Annotated in this window: 19 protein-coding genes; 11 read left to right on the forward strand and 8 right to left on the reverse strand. The window is 58.3% G+C overall.

The window, feature by feature from the left end:
- The first annotated feature begins 1 nt into the window (after position 1).
- The 3 genes from ybeY to lnt are packed head-to-tail and all read left to right on the forward strand — an operon-like array spanning position 2 to position 2890.
- Positions 2–508: an rRNA maturation RNase YbeY gene (ybeY, locus tag QWI16_RS12085; protein ID WP_302713456.1), complete on the forward strand. Its 507-nt coding sequence runs from the start codon at positions 2–4 to the stop codon at positions 506–508.
- Entirely contained in the window at positions 505–1359 is an 855-nt protein-coding gene (locus tag QWI16_RS12090; protein WP_302713457.1) for a CorC family transporter, read from the forward strand. The genes ybeY and QWI16_RS12090 overlap by 4 nt, the downstream gene beginning before the upstream one ends.
- Positions 1346–2890: an apolipoprotein N-acyltransferase gene (gene lnt, locus QWI16_RS12095; RefSeq protein WP_302713459.1), complete on the forward strand. Its 1545-nt coding sequence runs from the start codon at positions 1346–1348 to the stop codon at positions 2888–2890. Before QWI16_RS12090 ends, lnt begins: the two co-directional genes overlap by 14 nt.
- A gap of 170 nt (positions 2891–3060) precedes the next feature.
- Here the strand turns inward: lnt and QWI16_RS12100 are convergent, their stop codons facing one another.
- Positions 3061–3969 carry a DUF2971 domain-containing protein gene (locus QWI16_RS12100; protein ID WP_302713460.1) on the reverse strand — a complete coding sequence of 303 codons (909 nt, stop codon included), beginning with the start codon at positions 3967–3969 and terminating at the stop codon, positions 3061–3063.
- A gap of 220 nt (positions 3970–4189) precedes the next feature.
- Here QWI16_RS12100 and QWI16_RS12105 point away from each other — a divergent pair, with 220 nt between their 5' ends.
- Positions 4190–5206: an aspartate carbamoyltransferase gene (locus QWI16_RS12105; protein ID WP_302713461.1), complete on the forward strand. Its 1017-nt coding sequence runs from the start codon at positions 4190–4192 to the stop codon at positions 5204–5206.
- 6 nt (positions 5207–5212) lie between these two features.
- Here QWI16_RS12105 and QWI16_RS12110 read toward each other — a convergent pair whose 3' ends face one another.
- Complete coding sequence (locus QWI16_RS12110) at positions 5213–6475, reverse strand: diguanylate cyclase domain-containing protein (protein ID WP_302713463.1); 1263 nt, start codon at positions 6473–6475, stop codon at positions 5213–5215.
- Between the two features lie 93 nt (positions 6476–6568).
- The gene (locus QWI16_RS12115; protein WP_302713464.1) at positions 6569–6973 is read right to left on the reverse strand and encodes a YchJ family protein; all 405 of its coding nucleotides are present in this window, start codon (positions 6971–6973) and stop codon (positions 6569–6571) included.
- 129 nt (positions 6974–7102) lie between these two features.
- On the opposite strand from QWI16_RS12115, the gene QWI16_RS12120 reads away from it, so the two are divergent.
- The 4 genes from QWI16_RS12120 (at position 7103) to QWI16_RS12135 (ending at position 11551) form a co-directional block, all read left to right on the forward strand.
- Positions 7103–8272, forward strand: a complete 1170-nt coding sequence (locus QWI16_RS12120; RefSeq protein WP_302713667.1) for a 1-acyl-sn-glycerol-3-phosphate acyltransferase — start codon at positions 7103–7105, stop codon at positions 8270–8272.
- Positions 8273–10408, forward strand: coding sequence for an ATP-dependent DNA helicase DinG (gene dinG / locus QWI16_RS12125; protein ID WP_302713465.1), 2136 nt, complete (start codon positions 8273–8275; stop codon positions 10406–10408).
- Positions 10405–10731 (forward strand): YqcC family protein, encoded by a 327-nt coding sequence (locus QWI16_RS12130; protein WP_302713467.1) that lies wholly within the window; start codon positions 10405–10407, stop codon positions 10729–10731. The genes dinG and QWI16_RS12130 overlap by 4 nt, the downstream gene beginning before the upstream one ends.
- Before the next feature lie 151 nt (positions 10732–10882).
- On the forward strand, positions 10883–11551 hold the full coding sequence (locus QWI16_RS12135) for a DUF3313 family protein (protein ID WP_302713469.1): 669 nt from the start codon (positions 10883–10885) through the stop codon (positions 11549–11551).
- 44 nt (positions 11552–11595) lie between these two features.
- On the opposite strand, the gene QWI16_RS12140 is transcribed toward QWI16_RS12135, so the two are convergent.
- Positions 11596–12819 (reverse strand): multidrug effflux MFS transporter, encoded by a 1224-nt coding sequence (locus tag QWI16_RS12140; protein WP_302713471.1) that lies wholly within the window; start codon positions 12817–12819, stop codon positions 11596–11598.
- A gap of 483 nt (positions 12820–13302) precedes the next feature.
- Here QWI16_RS12140 and QWI16_RS12145 point away from each other — a divergent pair, with 483 nt between their 5' ends.
- Positions 13303–14874, forward strand: a complete 1572-nt coding sequence (locus QWI16_RS12145) for a chitinase (RefSeq protein ID WP_302713473.1) — start codon at positions 13303–13305, stop codon at positions 14872–14874.
- A 73-nt stretch (positions 14875–14947) separates the two neighbouring features.
- On the opposite strand, the gene argS is transcribed toward QWI16_RS12145, so the two are convergent.
- Together argS and QWI16_RS12155 are read right to left on the reverse strand one after the other, a co-directional pair.
- Complete coding sequence (argS, locus tag QWI16_RS12150; RefSeq protein ID WP_302713475.1) at positions 14948–16681, reverse strand: arginine--tRNA ligase; 1734 nt, start codon at positions 16679–16681, stop codon at positions 14948–14950.
- Positions 16682–16725: 44 nt separating this feature from the next.
- Positions 16726–17811 (reverse strand): DUF481 domain-containing protein, encoded by a 1086-nt coding sequence (locus QWI16_RS12155; protein WP_302713477.1) that lies wholly within the window; start codon positions 17809–17811, stop codon positions 16726–16728.
- Positions 17812–17961: 150 nt separating this feature from the next.
- Here QWI16_RS12155 and QWI16_RS12160 point away from each other — a divergent pair, with 150 nt between their 5' ends.
- Together QWI16_RS12160 and QWI16_RS12165 are read left to right on the forward strand one after the other, a co-directional pair.
- A complete protein-coding gene (locus QWI16_RS12160; RefSeq protein WP_302713478.1) occupies positions 17962–18732 on the forward strand; it encodes an enoyl-CoA hydratase in 771 nt (256 codons plus the stop codon).
- Positions 18729–19544 (forward strand): SDR family oxidoreductase, encoded by an 816-nt coding sequence (locus tag QWI16_RS12165; RefSeq protein ID WP_302713479.1) that lies wholly within the window; start codon positions 18729–18731, stop codon positions 19542–19544. Before QWI16_RS12160 ends, QWI16_RS12165 begins: the two co-directional genes overlap by 4 nt.
- Before the next feature lie 15 nt (positions 19545–19559).
- On the opposite strand, the gene QWI16_RS12170 is transcribed toward QWI16_RS12165, so the two are convergent.
- Complete coding sequence (locus QWI16_RS12170) at positions 19560–19931, reverse strand: VanZ family protein (RefSeq protein ID WP_302713481.1); 372 nt, start codon at positions 19929–19931, stop codon at positions 19560–19562.
- The gene (locus QWI16_RS12175; RefSeq protein ID WP_302713483.1) at positions 19928–20782 is read right to left on the reverse strand and encodes a universal stress protein; all 855 of its coding nucleotides are present in this window, start codon (positions 20780–20782) and stop codon (positions 19928–19930) included. The genes QWI16_RS12170 and QWI16_RS12175 overlap by 4 nt, the downstream gene beginning before the upstream one ends.
- Positions 20783–20793 lie beyond the last annotated feature (11 nt).

Genomic DNA, 20793 nt, shown 5'->3' on the forward strand with positions numbered 1-20793 from the left:
GATGGCCTGCCAGGTCGACATCGAAATACAGGTTGACGACGAGAGCCTGCCCTCCGACGACGAGGTACACCGATGGGTGGCGGCGGCGGTGGCAGACCGGCGGCCCCAGGCCGAGGTCAGTGTCTGTATCGTCGACGCCAGCACCAGTGCCGAGTTGAACGGCCGCTATCGCGGCAAAGATTCGCCCACCAACGTCCTTTCCTTTCCCGCTGACCTGCCCGAAGAGCTCGGACTGGCGCTGCTTGGCGATCTTGTGATTTGCGCCGAAGTGGTGGCCCGCGAAGCCCGCGAGCAGGGCAAGCCTGCCGCCGCCCACTGGGCGCATATGCTTGTGCATGGCACCCTGCATTTGCTAGGTTACGACCACATTGACGAGCACGAGGCCGAGCAAATGGAAGCGCTGGAAACTGACATTATCACCGGGCTGGGCTTTGCGCCGCCCTATGCGACAGCGCCTGACAGCGCATCGGATCAGCCACACACCACACAGGACCTATCAGTGCCATGACGGACGACCCCTCGAGTAGCAGCGCGTCGCGCCCCCAGGAAAAATCCTGGCTGGACCGGTTGTTAAACGCCTTTTCCGGCGAACCGAAATCCCGCGACGACCTGCTGGAAATCATCAAAGACGCCGCCGAAAATAAACTGCTGGACCAGGAGGCGCTGAGCATCATCGAAGGTGCGTTGGATGTTTCCAGCCTGCAGGCGCGCGAAATTATGATTCCGCGTACCCAGATCGTCGCCGTCAAAATTGACGATAAACCCAAGGACTTTCTGCCCAAGATTATCGAGTCGGGTCACTCCCGCTTCCCGGTGATCGGAGACTCCATCGACGATATCAAGGGCATACTGCTGGCGAAGGATTTGCTGCGCATGATGCTGGAGGGAACCACCGATTTCAGCCTCGATAGCATTATCCGCACCGCCAATATCGTCCCCGAGAGCAAGCGCGTAAATGTGCTTTTGCGTGAGTTTCGCGAGCAGCGCTACCACATGGCGCTGGTTATCGACGAATATGGCGGTATCTCCGGCCTGATTACCATTGAGGACATTCTCGAAGAGATCGTCGGGGATATCGAAGACGAGACCGATGAAGAGGTCTCGGACGAGTACATCAAAAAAGTCAGTGATACCGACTATGTCATCAAGGCCCTGACGCCCATTGAAGACTTCAACGATTATTTTGAAGCGGGCCTGTCCGATGAAGACTTCGACACCATTGGTGGCATTTTGATGCAGGCTTTCGGACACTTGCCCAAGCGCAATGAGACCACCGAGGTCGACGGTTTTACCTTCCGCGTGCTCTACGCCGATAACCGGCAAATTCACTTGGTGCGACTCACACTTGGTAACGACTGAAACCATTATCACCGGTCAGGTCAGCACCGGGCTTAACCGCTTGGGTTGGTATAACGCCGCCTCTTTAGCGCTTCTGGCCGGGGGGCTGCAACCCCTGGCGCTGGCACCTTTTAATCTCTGGCCACTGGCTATCCTTGGTCTGGCGGTGTTTGCGCTACTGATGTTTAAGGTCTCTGCCCGGCGGGCCATGCTGGTGGCCGGTTGTTTTGGTGCCGGTCTCTACGGCGTCGGCATTTCCTGGATTTACGTTGCCATCCACGAGTTCGGTAACGCCTCGGCGCTGCTGGCGGCAAGCTTGACCGCGCTCTTTGTGCTGTTTATGGCTCTTGTCTTTGCCTTGCCTTTTGTGGTGTGCCGTTCGCTGCTCGGCCACGGCCGGCTCGGGGTGCTCCTGGGCTTTCCCGCTTGTTATCTGCTGGGCGAGTGGCTGCGCTCTTGGCTCCTGACGGGTTTTCCCTGGCTGTATGTCGGTTATGGGCACCTTGAGAGTCCGCTGGCGGGTTGGGCTCCGTTGCTCGGCGTCCTGGGCGTCGGGTACATCGCCGTTTTCAGCGCCGCTACCTTGGCCTCTTGGGCGTTTTTTGTTCGCCCCTCTGGCAACCTGTGGATGGCGAGTGTCTCGGTGGTGGCCTTTTGGCTGGTCGGTTGGGCGCTGGCTGATGTGCACTGGACGCGTATTAATCACGATCACCCGGTCTCGGTGGCGATGGTTCAGCCCAATGTGCCCCAAGAGGTTAAGTGGGACCCAGCACAGGCCGAGCCTACCCTAGACCGCCTGATGGCCCTGAGTGAGCCCCACTGGAATGCCGACTGGTTGATATGGCCCGAGGCGGCCGTGCCCCTGACCTACCACAATGCCCTGGACTTTCTGAACGAACTCACCCGCCAGGCCAGCCGTTCGCAAACGGGTGTGATCACCGGCATTATCTACGACGATCATGCCCAGCGGAAATTCTACAATTCGCTGGCGGGTTTTGGCGACGCCCTGGGCATTTACCACAAGCGTCGGTTGGTGCCTTTTGGCGAATATGTACCGCTGGAAGACTGGCTGCGCGGGACCATCGAGTTTTTCGATTTGCCCACCTCTTATATTCACCCGGGGCCCGATGAACAAAGTGGCCTGCAAGTGGGTGATGTCAGTATTGCTCCGACCATCTGCTATGAGGTGGTCTATCCATCGCTGGTCGCCAATAGCGCCCATCACCGCAATGTTTTGCTCACGGTCAGCAATGATGCCTGGTTTGCCGATTCGATTGGCCCCCTGCAGCACCTGCAGATGGCCCGGATGCGGGCACTGGAAACGGGGCGTTACCTGCTGCGCAGCACTAACAACGGTGTCAGTGCTATCATCGGGCCCAAAGGGCAGGTGTTGGGTCGTACCGAGCAGTTCGTCAGTGCCACGCTGACAGGGCGCGTTTACCCGGCCTACGGTGACACACCGTTTATGCGTTGGGGCAGCTTGCCGGTGGTGGCACTGGGGTTTGCCTTGCTGCTGGGCTTGTTGGCGGCAAGGCGCAAATACCAATACTAGCGGTTGCCATTACTGGCTATCCCCATTTTTGACCAAGTCAGAAAAGTCGCACGCTTATTGATCTGGCCTAGGACGAAGCACCAAGTATTGATGTGGGCCTTTGGCAATGACGGCTTCAGCCTCAAACCGTTCGTGTCCGGGGCGATTTAGGGTCTTGTAAGCGGTGAGTCTTACCTGGCGGGGTTAACCCGGGAAAAGCTGATCTCGTACTTGCCGGGGACCGCTTCGGCCTGAAACACCTTGGTACCCGGGTAGCGCTTTTGCAGTATTTCTAGCAGCGTTTTTTTGTCTTCCACGCTCATAAACGCGCCCAGATAAACGGCTTTGAAGTGCTCCGGTTCAAAAGTGACCTGAGAGTACCAGTCTTTTTCATCGGTGGATTTGCCCGCTTCAGCGGCGTCAACATTAAAAAAGCAGCGCCACTCCTGCTCGCCCTTGGCGGCCGGCTGTTTGCTGAGAAACTTGTCCTGAAAAAACTCCTGGCTTTGCAGCCGCTCGTTATGGAGTACTACGTTCAGTTGCTCCTTGAGGGTGGTGATCTCCGGGCGGGCGGGGTTGTAGTGCACCTGGAGCGGATTCTTTAAAACTGTATTTTCGCCGCACTGAAAGCGCAGCACTGCGCCGGTGTGGCTGTCGGCGTAGTATTGCCAGGCAATCAGGTTGTCTGCTTTCGCGCTAAAGCTGCAAATGCGCAGGCTGCGGGTATAGCGCCGCCAGTCGCTCATCATTGCGTCGATTTCGTCCTGGCGCTGGTCTACCATTCGCGCCATCAGCTCATTGAGCACCTCCTCTGCCTCCTCGGGAGAGGCGAAGCGCTCTTCGTCCCGCCAGCGACGGATCACCGTCGACAGTGGCGAGGCGCCGCGAGGCTCTTCGCGGGCGAAGATCATGCCGCAGGCGGTGCGAATCACGCTCTGCAGCAGGGTTTGAGGATCGAACGAGAGCGGGGTGCGGTGATTGAGCTCAAACGGGTCTACATACAAGGCCGGCGCGCTAAAGCGCAGCGCCTGACTTTCGAGCAGTTCGCGAGCCGTGGCGGCCGTGGCGTACTTGGCCAGTGTATCGGGGTGATCGGGCACTTGTTGTCCTTGTTAGTCCTATCGGCCTGAGAGTTATCGGCTAGGCCGCCGATTTATAAAGTGTTTTGTGCCAGCCGGCAAGCGCTGTTGCGCAATATTCAACGTTGGCGTCTCTGTCTATTTAATAGCGGTTCGGAGGGAAATGTGCAACTTTCGCCATTTCGCCGAGCGCTTTTGGGCGTTAAAATAGCGCCACTTGCCAACCGCCAAAGGATTCACCGTGATATTCACAGGCTCGCACATCCTCTCCGTTGAACAGTTTGACCGCGCCGACATCGAACGAATTTTTCAGGTGGCCGATGCCATGGCGCCTTACGCCCTGAGGCGGCGGGTAACCCGGGTGCTGGAAGGCGCCATTTTGGGCAATATGTTCTTTGAGCCCAGTACCCGTACTCGCATCAGTTTTGGCTGTGCTTTTAATTTACTGGGTGGCGAGGTGCGTGAAACCACCGGCTTTGAGAGCTCGGCCATCACCAAAGGGGAGTCGCTCTACGATACTGCCAGGGTGCTTTCGGGGTTCTCTGATGTGATTTGCATGCGCCATCCGCAGGAGGGTTCTGTGGCCGAGTTCGCCGAGGCCAGCCGAGTGCCTGTGCTAAACGGCGGGGACGGCGCCAATGAGCATCCCAGCCAGGCCCTGCTGGACTTGTACACCATCCGTAAGGAGCTGGTGTCAAAAGACCGGGGTATTGACGGTTTGCGCATCGCCCTGATTGGCGATCTGAAATACGGCCGTACCGTTCACTCGCTGTGCAAGCTGCTGCGACTGTTCAACAATATTCACGTTACTCTGGTCTCGCCGGTTGAGCTGGCAATGCCTGAGCACATCGTCGAAGAAATGCGCGAAGCGGGTCATAAGGTCGTGATTACCGAGGATTTGCCCCAGAGTATTTCCAGTGTGGATATCGCCTACTCCACTCGCATTCAGGAGGAGCGGTTTGCCACCAAAGAAGAGGCCGATTTATACCGCGGTCGCTTTCGGTTGAATCAGGCCATTTACACACAGTATTGCGAGCCCAACACGGTTATTATGCACCCCCTGCCGCGGGATTCGCGCGCTGGCGCCAATGAGCTGGACAATGACCTCAACCAGAATCCCAACCTGGCGATTTTTCGCCAGGCGGATAACGGTGTTCTGGTGCGCATGGCGCTTTTTGCCCTGGTGTTGGATGTGGTGGATCAGGTGGATAAGTGCTCGCGCGATGTTAACTGGTACAACTCGTTGCGCACCCTCTAGGACTTTTTAACCCCCCAGCAGCTGGCCCGCCATTTTTACCAGCTCCTCTGCTTCAAACGGCAGGTTGACGCTCGGGCGCTGAGTGGGCGGCGGCTCCTCGACATGGCCCAAATACAGTTGGGGCGTGGCCCTGGTACGCGGCGCCTGGGCGAGGCGATCGGCCAGAAAGCGTCCCCCGCTGTCGCGCATGTGTGGGCTTAAGATCAACAGGTCTGGGCGAATGTTCAGTGCCAGCTCCAGGGCCTCGTCGGCCGTGTCGGCGGTAATCAGGTTGTAGTGTGGTTGCAGGCAGGCGGAGGCGAGCTGCTGAACATCGTCATCCGGATGGGCGATGACCACGGTGCGATGGGCAGTCATTTCGTCGATCTTGTATTGGTTTCGCCCCGAGTGTTTCGCTCGGTAGAGCGCCCGGTCGGCCGCCTTGATAATGTCTTCCAGGGAATAGCCACTGGTTTGCGGGCAGCTGGCACCGCCGACCGAGACAGTGACCCGCTCGGCACTCGGGGACACCTCGTGCGCAATATCGGCCTTGGCAACGGCGTTTTTGATGCATTGGCTGACCCGTGTCGCGCCGGCGGTATCGGTGTCCGGCAGCAGCACCACAAACTCTTCGCCGCCATAGCGGCCCAGCAAGTCGTAGGGCCGGTGCAGGCAGCTTCTAATGGCCTCAGTGATGGATTTCAGGCAGCGGTCGCCCGCCGGGTGGCCGTAGTGATCGTTATAGAGCTTGAAGTGGTCGACATCAATCATCAGCACACTGGTGTGCGTCTGCTTGCGCCCCGCCAGCAGCCACTGCTTTTGCGCCTCTTCGTTGAAGGTTCGGCGGTTGAGAATCTGAGTGAGGCTGTCGAGCTGGCTCAGTGCCTCAAGCTCCTGGTTCAGCCGATTGAGTTGGTCGCGCATGTCGGCGATTCGTTCCATGGCGCGGATCTTGGCGGTGATAATCATTTTGCTGACCGGTTTGATCAGGTAGTCGTCACCACCGGCTTCGATACCTTTGCGGTAGTCCTCGTCGTCGCTCATGCCGGTCACAAAGATAATCGGTATCCAGTGGCTACCGAGCCACTCGCGGATCAGGGTAGTGGTTTCAAAACCGTTCAGGCCAGGCATTTCCACGTCCATGATGATCATGTCCACCGGCGTGTCCTCGAGCAGCTGCAGGGCCTGCTCACCACTTTCGGCAACCAGCGCGGTGTGGCCGGCCTCGACAATATACTGGCTCATGGCGTGGCGCAGGGTGGCACTGTCTTCAACCAACAGGATTTTCATGGTGCGGGCACTACCTTCGGGACCAATCTTTGGCTAGTGTAACGAGTATTGGCGCCGAAAACATCTTTGTGCGTCACACTCCGAGTGCGAACCTCAGGCGCAGTGATCAACGTACCGCCACAGGCCGTTTTCGCGCCGAAACAAAGACTTTTCCAGGTGCTGGTGAGCCTGCTCGCCGAGGCGATAGCTGGCACTGAAAGTGACGGTGCCCTCATCGTCCGCCTCGCCGCCAGCTTGATGGTCCAAAATGTCCAGCCCGAGCCAGTCGCAACTGGCTGCCCACTCGCGGATCGCCTCGGGAGAGGTTCGGTGGCGAGTGCTCTCGCTCCAGGTGTTCCACAGGTAGTCAACGGCCAGCAGCACGTGAGCGCTGTAGCGCGAGCGCATCAACTCAAGGGCGGTTTTTGCCGCCTGGCCGTGAAAAATGAGTGCTGAGCAGCAGCTGGAGGAGGCCGTGCCCGAGCCGCAGGGGCAGTAATTGATAGCGGTGAGTGGCATTTTGCACCTCTTTTGGGTATGTTGTGCGCCTGTTTGATGCCGCCCTTCAGGCCGCCTAAGCGGTTGGCCGAGGTACTTCCCTGTAGTGTGCAGCCGGCGGCTGCCTTGATTCACGTAACGACCAAACTCATGACCGATTTTGACGACATTCGACCCTATAACGATGACGAAGTGCGCCCGGTGCTCGACCGCATACTGGCCGACCCGGAGCTGGCCGATGCGGTAGCCAGGCTCAAGTTTCCCCGGTTGGCGGGACCCTTTGGATTTATCCTCAGGCCCTTGGTGCGCTCGGTCATGACGCGCCAGCTGGCCGCTGTAGACAGTGTAGATAAATTTCAACTGGTTGTTGAGAAATACATGCGCCATATGATCGAGACCACCACCACCAGCCTGACGAACTCGGGCCTGGACAAGCTGGATCCGCAGCAGGCCTACTTGTTCGTGAGCAACCACCGCGACATCGCCATGGACCCCGCCTTTGTCAATTGGAGCCTCTATCACGCGGGTTTTAAGACCCTGCGCATCGCCATTGGCGACAACTTGTTGACCAAGGAGTATGTCTCCGATCTGATGCGTCTGAACAAGAGCTTTATTGTCAAACGCTCGGTCAAGGCGCCGCGGGAGAAGCTCAAAGCGGCCAAAACGCTGTCTGCCTACATCTTCCACTCCCTGACCGAAGACAAGGCCAATATCTGGATCGCCCAGCGCGAGGGCAGGGCGAAAGATGGTAATGATTCAACCAACTCTGCGGTGGTGGGAATGCTGACGCTCAACCGCCCCAAGACACAGGACTTTTCCGAGTATGTGCACTCGCTCAACATCGTCCCTGTGTCCATTTCCTACGAACAGGACCCCTGCGACCGGGCAAAAGCCCATGAGCTGCACGCTCAGCGCACCACCGGCCGCTACGAGAAGGGCGACCAGGAGGATGTACAGAGCATTGCCAAAGGCATTGCCGGGCAAAAAGGCCATGTCCACGTGGCCTTTGGTGAGCCTCTGCGCGGTGATTACTCCGATTCTGACGCCGTCGCCGACGAGATCGACCGCCAAGTGTGGGCAAATTATGTGTTGCACGCCAGCAACTGTTTTGCCTATGAGCAGACCGGAGGTGAGGCGCGCTCACTGCCCTACTCGGACAAAAAGCGGCCCTTCGAGCCGGGTAACCTGCGCGATGAAAGGGCCAGCTTCGATTTGCACATTGGTGCTACACCGTCTGAGTATCGCGACATTGTTCTTGGAATGTACGCCAATCCGGTGCGCAATAAACTCAAGGCCCAGGGTGTGGCCACCGCTAAGTAGATGCTGACGGACGAGATCAAGCGCCAGATTCAGGACACCTACTCGGCGTTTCTAAATTCCCGTGAGCTGGGCCCGCGCCACGGACAGAAACTGATGATCGCCGAGATTGCTCGCACTCTAGGGGCGATCACTTCAGACGCCGAGGGCGTGCGCAACAGCAACGGTCACGTCTGCGTTGTAGAAGCGGGCACCGGTACCGGCAAGACCATCGCCTACTTGTTGCCCGCCATTGTCATCGCCAAAGCCCTGGGCAAAAAGCTGGTGGTGTCCACCGCGACCGTCGCTCTGCAGGAGCAGATCATTCACAAGGATTTGCCCGAGTTAAAAAACCACACTGACCTGTCTTTTAGCTTCGCCCTGGCCAAGGGGCGCGGGCGCTACTTGTGCCTGTCCAAACTTGATAACCTGCTCAGCGAATTTTCCTCAACGGGCGACCCTACCAAAGCGCTCTACGAAGACGAGTTGCCAAGCGTGGACGAGCAGGGTATCAAACTCTACGAGTCGATGATGGATGCGCTGGCGGCGAATAAGTGGAATGGCGAGCGCGACTCCTGGCCCGCCGCACTGGAGGCGGCCGACTGGCAGCGTGTGACCACTGACCACCGCCAGTGTACTGGCAGGCGCTGCTCCAACGTGTCGGCCTGCAGCTTTTTTAAAGCGCGCGACGCTTTGCATACCGCCGACTGCATCGTGACCAATCACGATTTGGTGCTGGCCGACCTCGCCCTGGGCGGCGGCGCCATATTACCTGAGCCGGAAGAGACGATTTACGTTTTCGACGAGGGGCACCACCTGCCAGATAAGGCTCTCAACCACTTTGCCCACCACGCCCGGATGCTCTCCACCAGCCGCTGGCTTGAGCAGTGCAATAAGGCCCTGTCCGGCGTGCTGGGGCAGATCAGCGGCGCCGGGCGGGTTGACCATTTTGGCGAGCAGCTGCCTGGGCAGTTTATCGAAAGCAAGCGCGAGCTGGACTTACTCTATCCCGCGCTGGATGAATTGATTCAGACATTGGCTGATGACCAGCGGGACAGGCGAAGTAACCACTACCGCTTTGTCGGCGGTATAGTACCCGAGAGAATTCGCGCTCAGGCCGAGCAGTTGCACGCCGGCTTTGATCGGCTCAGCGATCTATTGAGTAAGATGGTCGGTGAGATCAGCGAGGCCATGGAAGACGCTCATTGTCGTGTGCCCAAAGTGGACCTGGAAAACAACTACCCCATCATCGGCGCCTGGCAGGCCCGCGCCGAGGCCAGTGCTGAGTTGTGGCTGAGCTATGCGCGCAGCGATGCCGACACCAGCATCCCCAAGGCCCGCTGGCTGACGCTGGTGGACTTTAACGGCAACTACGACATCGAAGTTTGCTCCAGCCCCATTTTGGCAGCGCGCACCCTTGAGTTCAGTCTTTGGAATCAGGCTTATGGCGCGGTGGTCACTTCGGCAACGCTCACCGCCCTGGGAAAATTTGATCGCTTTCAAATGCGTGCGGGGACACCTGAGAGCAGCCGCTACGCTGTAGTGCCCAGCCCTTTTGATTTTAGCCGCGGCATCTTGCGGGTGCCGGCCGACGCCGTGGACGCCGGCGATAGCGCAGCGCATACCCGTGCGGTGATTGAACAACTACCGAAGCTCTTGCAGCCAAGTGAGGGCTCACTGGTGTTGTTTTCATCGCGCCGGCAAATGCTGGATGTTTACGACGAGCTGCCGAGCCAGTGGCAAGACAAGATTCAAGTGCAGGGCGAATCGTCCAAGCAGGAGATGCTGGTGGCTCACAAAAAGCGCATCGACAAAGGCGAGGGCAGCGTGCTCTTTGGGCTCGCCAGCTTTGCCGAAGGGGTGGACTTGCCCGGCGATTACTGCGCCCATGTGATCATTGCCAAGTTGCCCTTTGCGGTTCCCGATGACCCTATTGAAGCATCTGTGTCCGAGTGGATTGAAGCGCGCGGCGGCAACGCTTTTATGCAAATCACCATCCCCGATGCCTCGTTAAAACTGATTCAGGCTTGCGGGCGATTATTGCGGACCGAGGGCGATACCGGCCGAATCACCCTGCTCGACAGACGCGTGGTGACCAAGCGCTACGGCAAGGCCATACTGGACTCCTTACCGCCTTTTACCCGGCAGATAGAGACATGAGTGAAAAGCATATCGCGGTGGCGAATATTTTGATGGACCTCGAGGCGGCCATGCGCGATCTCAATTTGTGGCATCAGGAAGTGCCACCGCCGCAAGCGCTCGCCAGTGACCAGCCTTTCGCCATCGACACACTGACCTTTACCCAATGGTTGCAATTTTTGTTCATTCCGAAAATGTACCAGCTGGTGGAGCAGCGTGCGGCGCTTCCCGAGGCGTGTGCGATTGCGCCTATGGCGCATGAGTACTTCCGACCCCAAGTGATTGTCGCCGATACGGTGGTTGCCGAGCTGGCGCGCCTGGACCGGTTGCTCAGCACCCCTTGAACCCCTACGTTCTTTTACACCTATTTGCTTGAAGCGCGCCGACTCAAGCCCTATGGTAAGCGCAGGAAAAACTTGTGCTGGTCGCAATACTGGCTTAATTTTAGTGAGCGCTACCATACTGTCTATGGTCGTTGAGCACAGGAGGTCTCAGATGAAATCATCGCTGTCTATCGGCGCGTCGCTGCTGGCGTTGTTAGCCGTCGGCTGCGCCACACCACCGCCGCCAGTGAGTCATGACGGTTTACACCTGGTTGAAAATCGGGATCTGGATGAGGTCTACCTCAAACCCGGCATCGAGCTGGCGGATTATACCGCCGTCAGTCTCAAACCCTGTACGGTTGCCTTTCGCGCCAACTATATGCGCGATCAGAATTCCAACCGGGGTCTTATGCGCGACAGGGTGACCGAAGAGGATATGCAGGTGATCCAGGCGCGTTTTGCCAAGTCCTGCGATGAGCACTTTCGCGAGGCGCTGCAGGATTCGCCCGCCTACAAAATTGTCGAGCAGGGCAGCGGCGAGGAACGGGTACTGGATATCCGCCCCGCGGTAATTGATCTCGACCTAACCGCGCCGGACATCAACTCGCCGGGCATCTCCCGCACCTATACCACCTCATCCGGTGAAATGACCCTGTTTCTCGAGGCTTATGATGGCACAACCGGAGAAATCATCGCCCGCGTCGTCGATGAAAAAGAAGACCGGGATGATATGTACCTGGAGTGGACCAACCGGGCTTCCAATATGCACGACGCCAACCGCGCTTTCGCCAGCTGGACCCGCTCTCTGCGCCGCGCTCTGGACCAGGCACGCCAGCTCTAAAGTTTGACCAACAACCCCTCGAAGCCGCGCCAACGCGCGGCTTTTTATGTCGCGGCGCTGTCTGGTTGGGCGTCTTTGAGCGCGCGTAGAGGCACCAGCAAGGCCGTACTGATCGCGACCGATACCAGCATGACGTTCACCACCGGACGCAGGCTCCCATCGTGCAGCGCGCTGCCCAGAGCGCCCATGGCGGAGCCGAACACAAACATGGACACCAGTTGAATGGCCGCCGCACTGCCACCTTGGCCCGCCGGAAACATCGCCATAAATCGGGCACCTCCGGCAGGGTTGGAGACGCCGACGCAGCTGACGACAAATACAATCAACGCCACCGCCAAGGGTAGCGTCAAGGCGTCGCTATAGACCAGTGCGGCGAGCAGCGCCACCGCCAGCGCCTGACATATCACCACGCAGCGAAATACCGCCATGGGGTCAAAGACTCTAAGCACGCGCGTGCTCAAGGCGTTGGCCGCAATCAGGCCAATGGCATTGAGGGCGAACAACACCGAGAAAAGCGTTTCGCTGGCGGAAAAAATAGTCATGTAAGTAAAAGACGCGTGGGTGACAAAAATCAACAACACGCCGGCGGCGGCGCCCATGCACAGTGCAAAAGTCGCCGCGAGCAGGCGACCTTGGTGGCGGTGGCCGATGATGGCAGCGTACTGGCGAAAAATCCGGGTCAGAGACAGCCGTGGCTTTTCCTGCGGCAGAGTATCCGGGATAACAGTGAGCATCGGCACGAGCAGCGCTGCCGCGTAAACCACCTGAAAAATGAAAATAGCCTGCCAGCCAAAGTGTAAAAGACCCGTGCCAATCAAAGGCGCAACCACTGGCGCAATCATCATGACCATCATTACCGTCGCAAACCGTGCGCCTATTTGCTCGGCCGGATAGGCATCGCGCACCTGGGCCATGGCCGTTATGGAGGCAAAGCCCCCGCCAAAGGCCTGCAGCAGGCGCAGCAAATTGATGGTGGCGGCCGATTCAGACAGCGAAATGGCCAGACTTGCCAAAACAAAAAGGGCGGTGCCAAAGACGCAGACTCGCCGGCGCCCGATCTGGTCCGATATGGGCCCACCGAGCAGCTGGCCCGCCGCAAAACCCACCAAAAAAGTACTGACCGACGCGCTCAAGGTGGCAATTGAAACACCGAGCTTGTTGGCCATGGTGGGCAGAGCGGGCAAGTAGGCGTCCATTGCCACCGGGCCCAGGGCCACCAGGGCGCCGAGATACAGAAGAAAAAAGCGGGGTAGTTGTGAGTGGATCATCTGCCCTGGGTATCTTCCATCGCAAAATAAGTGCTCGCCCATCGATAGGCGCTAACGAGCGCCGTATTTTGCCATATTCGGCGCTTTCTCCGGGTACTGAGCGCGCGCAAGCAGCGGTAATTTACAAAAGTATGCACAGAGTAAACCTGAGGATACTGGTCTGGGGCAAAGGGCGGCCATGCTGCCTGATGCTCTTAAAAGACCAGCTGTTAATTTCCTTGAGGAATTAACAGAGGAACTGTGTCACAGTTTTCGCTTACCTCTTTATCCACCCCTTTGTTCGGTTCGCTCTGTCGTGGTATTCATGGTGCTGCTGACAACGTTGTCTTTGGGCTTGCTTCAGGCAGTTTGTCGGTGATCACTGCTGTACCCGCGTGGGATGCGTAACTGACAGGTAGGAACCTAGGTGATGTCGTTTTTACAACAATAACAGCCCGACATCGGCAAGCGTATTAGGGTGTCGGGAGACATGAGGACACCGCTATGCAACACAAGTTTTTGATCAGTGCGGCGCTGATCGGCTCATCACTGAGCGCTGTTTCGGCGCACGCTTACGATTGTTCTTCACTCAACGCCTGGAACGCCGGGGTGGCTTATTCTGGTGGCGCCCAAGTGCAGGAGGCCGGGGTGGCTTACCAGGCCAATTGGTGGACCCAGGGAGATAACCCGGCTCAGTTTTCGGGGCAGTGGCAGCAATGGAGTGCCTTGGGCGCTTGCGGCGGCTCATCCTCCAGTAGCTCAAGTTCATCGTCGTCTTCCAGCTCCTCAAGCTCATCATCGTCCAGTAGCAGCTCTTCAAGCAGCTCGTCTACTCCGGTGGGTGATTGCACCTCGCCGGTTTATGGCGCCGGAACGGCCTACAATGCCGGCCAACTGGTACAGAACGCCGGCGATGAATACCGCTGCGATATTGCCGGTTGGTGCTCCTCCAATGCCGGCTGGGCCTATGCGCCCGGTACCGGTGCGCACTGGGCAGATGCCTGGACAGAGGTGCGTTCTTGTTCCGCGAGCTCTTCAAGCTCCAGCACGTCTAGCTCCTCAAGCAGCTCCAGCTCGAACCCCGGCGGCGGCTATACCGGTAACTTCCCGGAGCACGCACTGGTGGGCTATTGGCACAACTTCGTCAATGGTGCCGGGTGCCCGATTCCGCTGTCTGAGATCCCCCCGGTTTGGGATGTGATTGACATCGCTTTTGCCGACAATGATCCGGCCAGCGATGGAACGGTGCTTTTCAACCTGTTTGACGGTTCGGGCACCAGCTGCCCGGGGCTGGATCCTGCGCAGTTCAAGCAGGAGATGGCCGATCTGCAAGCGCAGGGAAAAATCTTCGTGCTGTCGTTAGGTGGCGCTGAAGGCACCATCACGCTCAATGACGATTCCGACGAGGCTAACTTCGTTGCCAGCCTGACCGGTCTCATTAACGAGTGGGGCTTTGATGGTCTGGATATCGATTTGGAAAGCGGTTCGCAGCTGGTGCACGGCTCGCAAATCCAGGCGCGCCTGCCGGGTGCCCTGCGTCAAATCGACACCAATGTTGGCGGTATGGCGCTGACCATGGCACCGGAGCATCCCTACGTGCAAGGCGGGCATACAGCCTACAGTGGCATTTGGGGCGCTTACTTGCCAATTATCGACCAGACCCGCGATCTGCTGGATCTGCTGCACGTGCAGTTGTACAACAACGGCGGTCTGCAAACGCCCTATGCGGCCCAGTCTTATCCAGCCGGTTCAGTGGATATGATGGTCGCCTCGGCGCGCATGTTGATTGAGGGTTTCGAGACAGCCGGTAATGTCTACTTTGAAGGGCTCGATCCACAACAGGTGTCTCTCGGCCTGCCGTCAGGACCTTCATCTGCCGGCTCAGGTTTAGCGAGCAATCAGGCGATTATGGATGCTCTGGACTGCATTACGCGCGGCACCCAGTGTGGTTCGGTGGATGCCGGGGGTATCTACCCGGATTTCAGCGGCGTGATGACCTGGTCGATCAATTGGGATATTCACGACGGATACATTTTCTCCGGCCCCATCGGCGAGAAGGTGCATAACCTGCCCTGATTGCCATAGAGTGCAAGACTAAAAAAGGCGCCCCGCGAGCGGGGCGCCTTTTTTATGGCCTTTCCGGTAGGGCTTACATTTGCTCGGACACTTCGATACCGAGCATATCCAGGCCGGTGGCCAGGGTACGCGCTACCAGGTGACACAAGCGCAGCCGGCTGTCGCGCAGCTCAGGCGATACATCCGATTTCAGGATCGGGCAGGCCTCGTAGAAGCGCATATACAAGCTGGCCACGTCGTAGAGGTAGGTGCACAGCACGTGGGGCAGGGCGTCTTCTGCCACTTGGCTCAGAACCTCGCCAAACTGCAGCAACTTGATGGCCAGCGCTTTTTCCTGCTCTTCGCCGATGACGACCGGCGCCGAGATGCTCTCTGGATCAACCCCAGCTTTGCGGAACAGGCTCTGCACTCGGGTATAGGCGTATTGCAGGTAGGGTGCGGTATTGCCTTCAAAGCTGAGCATGGTGTCCCAGTTAAAGACATAGTCGTTGGTCCGGGTCTTACTCAAATCGGCGTATTTCACCGAGCCAATCCCGACTTTGCGAGCAACCTCTTCGGCGCCTTCGAGCTCAGGGTTCTTTTCGGTAATCACCGCGCGCGCGCGCTCCACCGCCTCATCCAGCAGGGCGGACAACTTTACCGTGCCGCCGCTTCTGGTTTTAAATGGTTTGCCATCGGCGCCCATCATGGTACCAAAGGCGTGATGCTCGAGGCTGACCGAATCGCCGACAAAGCCGGCCAGGCGCGCCAGGGTAAAGACCTGCTGCATATGCAGCGACTGGCGGGCATCGATAAAATACAAAATGCGATCGGCGTTTAAGGTGTTGGCGCGGTAGCGCAGAGCGGCCAAATCGGTTGTGGCATAGAGAAAACCGCCGCCTTTTTTCTGCACAATCACCGGAGAGGGTTTGCCCTCTTTGTCAGCCAGCTCCTGCAAAAATGCCACTTGAGCGCCTTGATCTTCACTACAGCGCCCCTGTTCCTTCAGCTCTTTTACTATAGGTGCGAGATCATCGTTGTAAAAACTCTCGCCCCGTACGTCGGCCTCTGAGAGGGTGACGTTGAGCTTCTGGTAAATTTCTGCACTGTGCTCGAGGGAGACTTGCTTGAACTGTTCCCAGAGTTTGAGCACCTCGGTATCTCCCGACTGCAGCTTGACCACGTACTCGCGCGCCTTGTCGGCAAAGGCCTCGTCAGCATCAAAGTGCGCCTTCGCCTGTTGATAGAAAACCTCCAGGTCAGCCAACGCCATTCCAGCGCTCTCATGCTCGGCCAGCTTTTCTTCCAGTTCGGCGATGAGCATACCGAACTGAGTCCCCCAGTCTCCCACATGATTTTGGCGGATGACCGTGTGACCGAGCCGCTCGAGAATCCGCACCAGCGCATCGCCGATGATGGTAGAGCGCAGATGCCCCACGTGCATCTCTTTGGCAAGATTGGGAGAGGAGTAGTCCACCACAATGGTTTGGGCCTTGGCGGCGGGGCGAATGGCCAGTGCCGGGTCGCGCTCGGCGTTGCCTGTCTGCTCCCCGAGCCAGGTCGGAGCGAGGTGTATGTTAATAAAGCCGGGCCCGGCGATGTCGATCTTTTCGGCGATACCGTCGAGTTGCAGTTGCTCGACGATTTTGCTCGCCAGCTCGCGCGGATTCATGCCCATTTTCTTGGCCGCACCCATGGCGCCATTGGCCTGATAGTCGCCAAAGCCGGCTTTTTTGGCTGGCGCCACCATGGCGCCACAGTCGGGCGGCACGCCAGCGGCGCTCATGGCGGCCTGTACTTTTTCGCTGAGAAATTCGCGGATGTTCATAGTGACGGGGTCATCGTTGCAAAAAGCGCAGATTGTAGCACGCCTTAGAACTCGTAACTGACCCCCACGGTGTAGCGAAAGTCGTCCCGCTCCGGGGTGACGCCCTCGGCGTCGGGTTGCGGATACTTGATGCGATCCCAGTAGGCGCTGGTGGTTAAGTCGAGTTTATCCGTCAGGTCGATGGACAGGCTGATGACGCCGTGGTGTTTGTATTGACCTGACTCGCGGTTGGTAGCCGTCAGCTGATAGCTGGCACTGAGATCCATATAGCGAGTGAGGGTTTGGTCGTACTGACTCGAGAGAAAAAAGGCCCCCGAGTCGACAGTGCGCTCCTCGCCGCTCGGGGTCTCTTCGTAGCGCGTGTACATGTAGCCCGGGCCGGCAGAGAGAGTCCAGCTCAAATCGCTGGTGTCAAACAGATAAATGCCGCCACCCAGGCCCGCGGTCCATTGGGAAGAGATATTTTGCAGCGGCGCGCTGTAATACTCGAACTGTACCGGTTGCCAGAACCACCTCTCGGAGCGGCGCACATAGTAACTGCCAGTAGCACGGTGCTCGTTGCTGGTTTCTTCGCCCCCGTCGTAAAACACGTCGGCGAGATAGGTAAGCCTCACGCTGGAACGGGCAGTGCGGCGCAGCAAGTTGAGGTTTGCGTTGAAATCTTTCTGATCCACATTGCCGGTGCGATAGTTGATGCCAGCGCCGATCTTACCACTCCAGCGTTCGCGCTCGCGCCTGCTGGTGCGGGCGATGTGTAGCACATCGCTCAGCGCCATGGGGCCGGCCTCGCCGATAAAAAGTTTGCCGTCAACCGTTTCCAGCTTGCCCAGGTAGAGTTGTTGATTGTTCGTCAGCACATTGACTGGGGCCGTGGTGTGAATGGCCGCCACCGAACTCCAGTCGATGGCTTGCTCGCCCAGCTCATCGCTGTCGAAGCTCAGCGAGTCCTTCTCCAGTGCGGTCAGCTCGCCCTTAAGCCACTCCCCGGAGGTCAGTTTCACCCAGTCCCAGGGGGCGTCTATGGCAATGGTGGCCGTTGTTGCGCTATCGGATGCCAGTAAGCCGGCAGAGGGCAGGGCGGCAGTAACGGCCAGAAGCACCGCGCCCCAGCCGCGGGTCAGTGGGTTCATGGCTAAATCCTTTTCAGACGAAACAACCGTCGGTGGAACCTGAGGTTAAGATGCCAAGGCAGAGCCGCGAATGCAAGACGCGGCCCGGATATTGTCACTAAATCAAGCTACACTGAGCAGGCCACTGTTTTTTCGATATAGGAGGCTCTTGTGGATTTGCCTTTCTCACCCTGCGCGCAATTATCCGTTACCTTGACGCGCGGTATCCTCTCGCTTGTGCTCAACAGGCCGGCACAAAAAAATGCACTATCTCTCGCGATGTACACTAGCCTGACCGAGGCCTTGCGGTGGGCCGCTCAAGCGCCTGAGGTGCGAGTTGTGCGCCTCAGCGGCAGTGAGGACAGTTTTACCGCGGGGAATGACCTGGCCGATTTTCTCGCGGCGGGAGAGCTCAACTCGGAGCATCCGGCCGTGCAGTTTATGGGCGCTCTGATGGCATTGCCCCAACCTATGGTGGCCGAAGTCAACGGTCTGGCGGTGGGTATCGGCACTACTTTGCTCCTGCACTGCGATTTTGTCTACGCCAGTGAAGACGCCTATTTCCAGCTGCCTTTCGTGCGTTTGGGGCTGAGCCCGGAATTCGGCGCCAGCAGTCTTTTGGCGCGCCGCGTCGGTGAAGCCCGCGCGCGTGAGCTGTTGTTACTGGGTGACCGGTTGGAGGCGCTGGAGGCCGAGCGCATTGGCCTGATCAATGGTGTCTATCCGCTCGAGCGTCTGGCAGAGGAAGTGGAGTGGGTGTGTAAAGAACTGGCCAAGCTGCCACCCCAGGCACTGGCGCGCAGCAAGGCACTGTTAAATGCTGTGGCCGGCTGGCCGCTGGATAAGGTGATTGCGCAGGAGCTCGACGTCTTTGCCCAGTGCCTCGACGGCGAAGAGGCGAAACAGGCGATTGCCGCGATGATGAACAAGGAGCAAGTATGAATATTCATGGGGATTTTGCCGGAAAAACCGTGCTGGTGGTCGGCGGAACCAGCGGTATTTGCCGCGGTGTGGCCGAGCGTTTTGCCGGGCTTGGCTGCAGTGTCTGTGTTATCAGTCGCTCGCAGGATAAAGTGGATGACACGGTAGCGGCGCTGAACTCACTGGGCGCACAGGATGCCTGTGGCTACAGTGTGGATGTGCGCAAGGGCGATGCCATGCGCGAGGCGGTGAGTCAGCTGTACGCGCGCTGGGGCGCGTTAGATATTGTTGTCTCTGGGGCGGCGGGAAACTTCCCCGCACTGGCCAGTCAGTTATCCGACAACGGCTTTGGCGCTGTGGTGGATATTGATCTGAAAGGCACCTTTCATGTGATGAGCGCCATTTATCCCTATTTGCGCAAGCCCGGCGCCTCGGTTATTAATATCTCTGCTCCCCAGGCGCAGTTGGCCATGGCCGGGCAGGTACATGTTTGTGCGGCGAAAGCCGGGGTCGACATGATCACCCGCACCTTGAGCATCGAGTGGGGTAGTGAAGGTGTGCGTATCAACTCGATTATCCCCGGACCCATTGAAGGCACCGAGGGTATGGAGCGGCTGGCACCCGGTGAGGATATCCGCCGGAAAATCGTTCAGACTGTGCCGCTTAAGCGTATGGGGCGGGCACGGGATATTGCTGACGGCTGTGTGCTCTTGAGCTCTGAGCTGGCCAGCTTTATCACCGGTGCGGTGGTGCCCATTGATGGAGGCTGGAGCCTCGGAGGTGCCGCAAGCATCGGTACGGGGATAGCGCAAATGTTGCAACAGCAGCAGTAGTTTGCTTTTCGCGATTTAGCTGTTGAGGCGCCGCTGAATAAGCACCGCCAGCTGCCACAGAACAAGACCTACTAAAATGCCTGAGCTGTTCGCGAGAATGTCCTTCAGCTCAAAACTGCGCCAGGGCAGGGTGTACTGCACTATTTCAATGGCGGTTGAAAATCCAAAGAGCTGGGCGAAGCGCTGCCAAAGGGGCTGGTTTGGCCAGGCCAGGCTGACCGATACACCGGCTGCGACGTATCCGGCAAAATGCATCAGCAGGTCGTTGTAATCGCCAACGACCTGCTGCGGTTGTCTGGCGACACCCAGCGCCACATAAACGAGCAGTAAGCCGAGGTATTGCCCGACCAGAAGAAACCTTACCGAGAAGGACGTAATCGGTCTCAACGCAGCACCAGCATACTGGTCTTGCAGCGGCAGATCATGGCGGTGGTGGTGCTGCCAACGATAAAGTGACGAATGCGCGAGTGACCGTAGGCGCCCATGACCAGCAGGCCGATTTCGTGTGATTGTTGATACTCAACCAGAGCCACTTCGGGTTCGCCGGCAATAATCGCATCGCTGACCGAGAGTCCGGCTTTTTGCAAAGCACTCGCCGCCCATTGCAGGGATTCGCGATTGGTCTCCAAATCCGCGCCCACCATGACCAAGTGGCAGTGACAGCCTTTAAGCAGCGCGCTGGCGGCGATCATTTCAATACCCTTGCGCATGGTGGCGCTGCCGTCATACGCGACCATAATATCGGTGGGTGCGTCGAACGCCTGCTGCACAATGAGAATCGGCTTGTGCATCGCGCGAATAATTTTTTCGATGTGGCTGCCAATATGACCGTGGGCACTGGCGCTCTCCGCGCCGCGCTTGCCAACCACCAGCAGGCGGGTTTCGCTTTCCAGCTCGACGAGCGTGTCCGTCAGCTCGCCGTGGCGCTGGCGGGTTTGCACGTCACCGATGTTACCCTGACTGACCCGCTCGCGGGCTGCTGCGAGCAGCAGTTTACCCTGTTCCATGGCTACTTTTGCCCGCTGTTCATCCAGTGCTGCCAGTTCCTGCAGCAGTGTCTCCTGGGCGCCAAAACCTAGGGTGCCAGAGAGATTGCGCTCGCCCGATCCATGCACATAGTCGAGCACGTGCAGCAGGTGCAAGGGCGCCGTCAGTTGGTGCGCGGCCCAAGCGGCCCCGTCGCACACGGCCTGGGCGTATTGGGAGTCGTCGATGCAGGCGATGATATTCTCGGCCATGGTGCTGCCTC

This window comes from Gilvimarinus algae (assembly GCF_030518215.1).
GTDB classification, from domain to species: domain Bacteria; phylum Pseudomonadota; class Gammaproteobacteria; order Pseudomonadales; family Cellvibrionaceae; genus Gilvimarinus; species Gilvimarinus algae.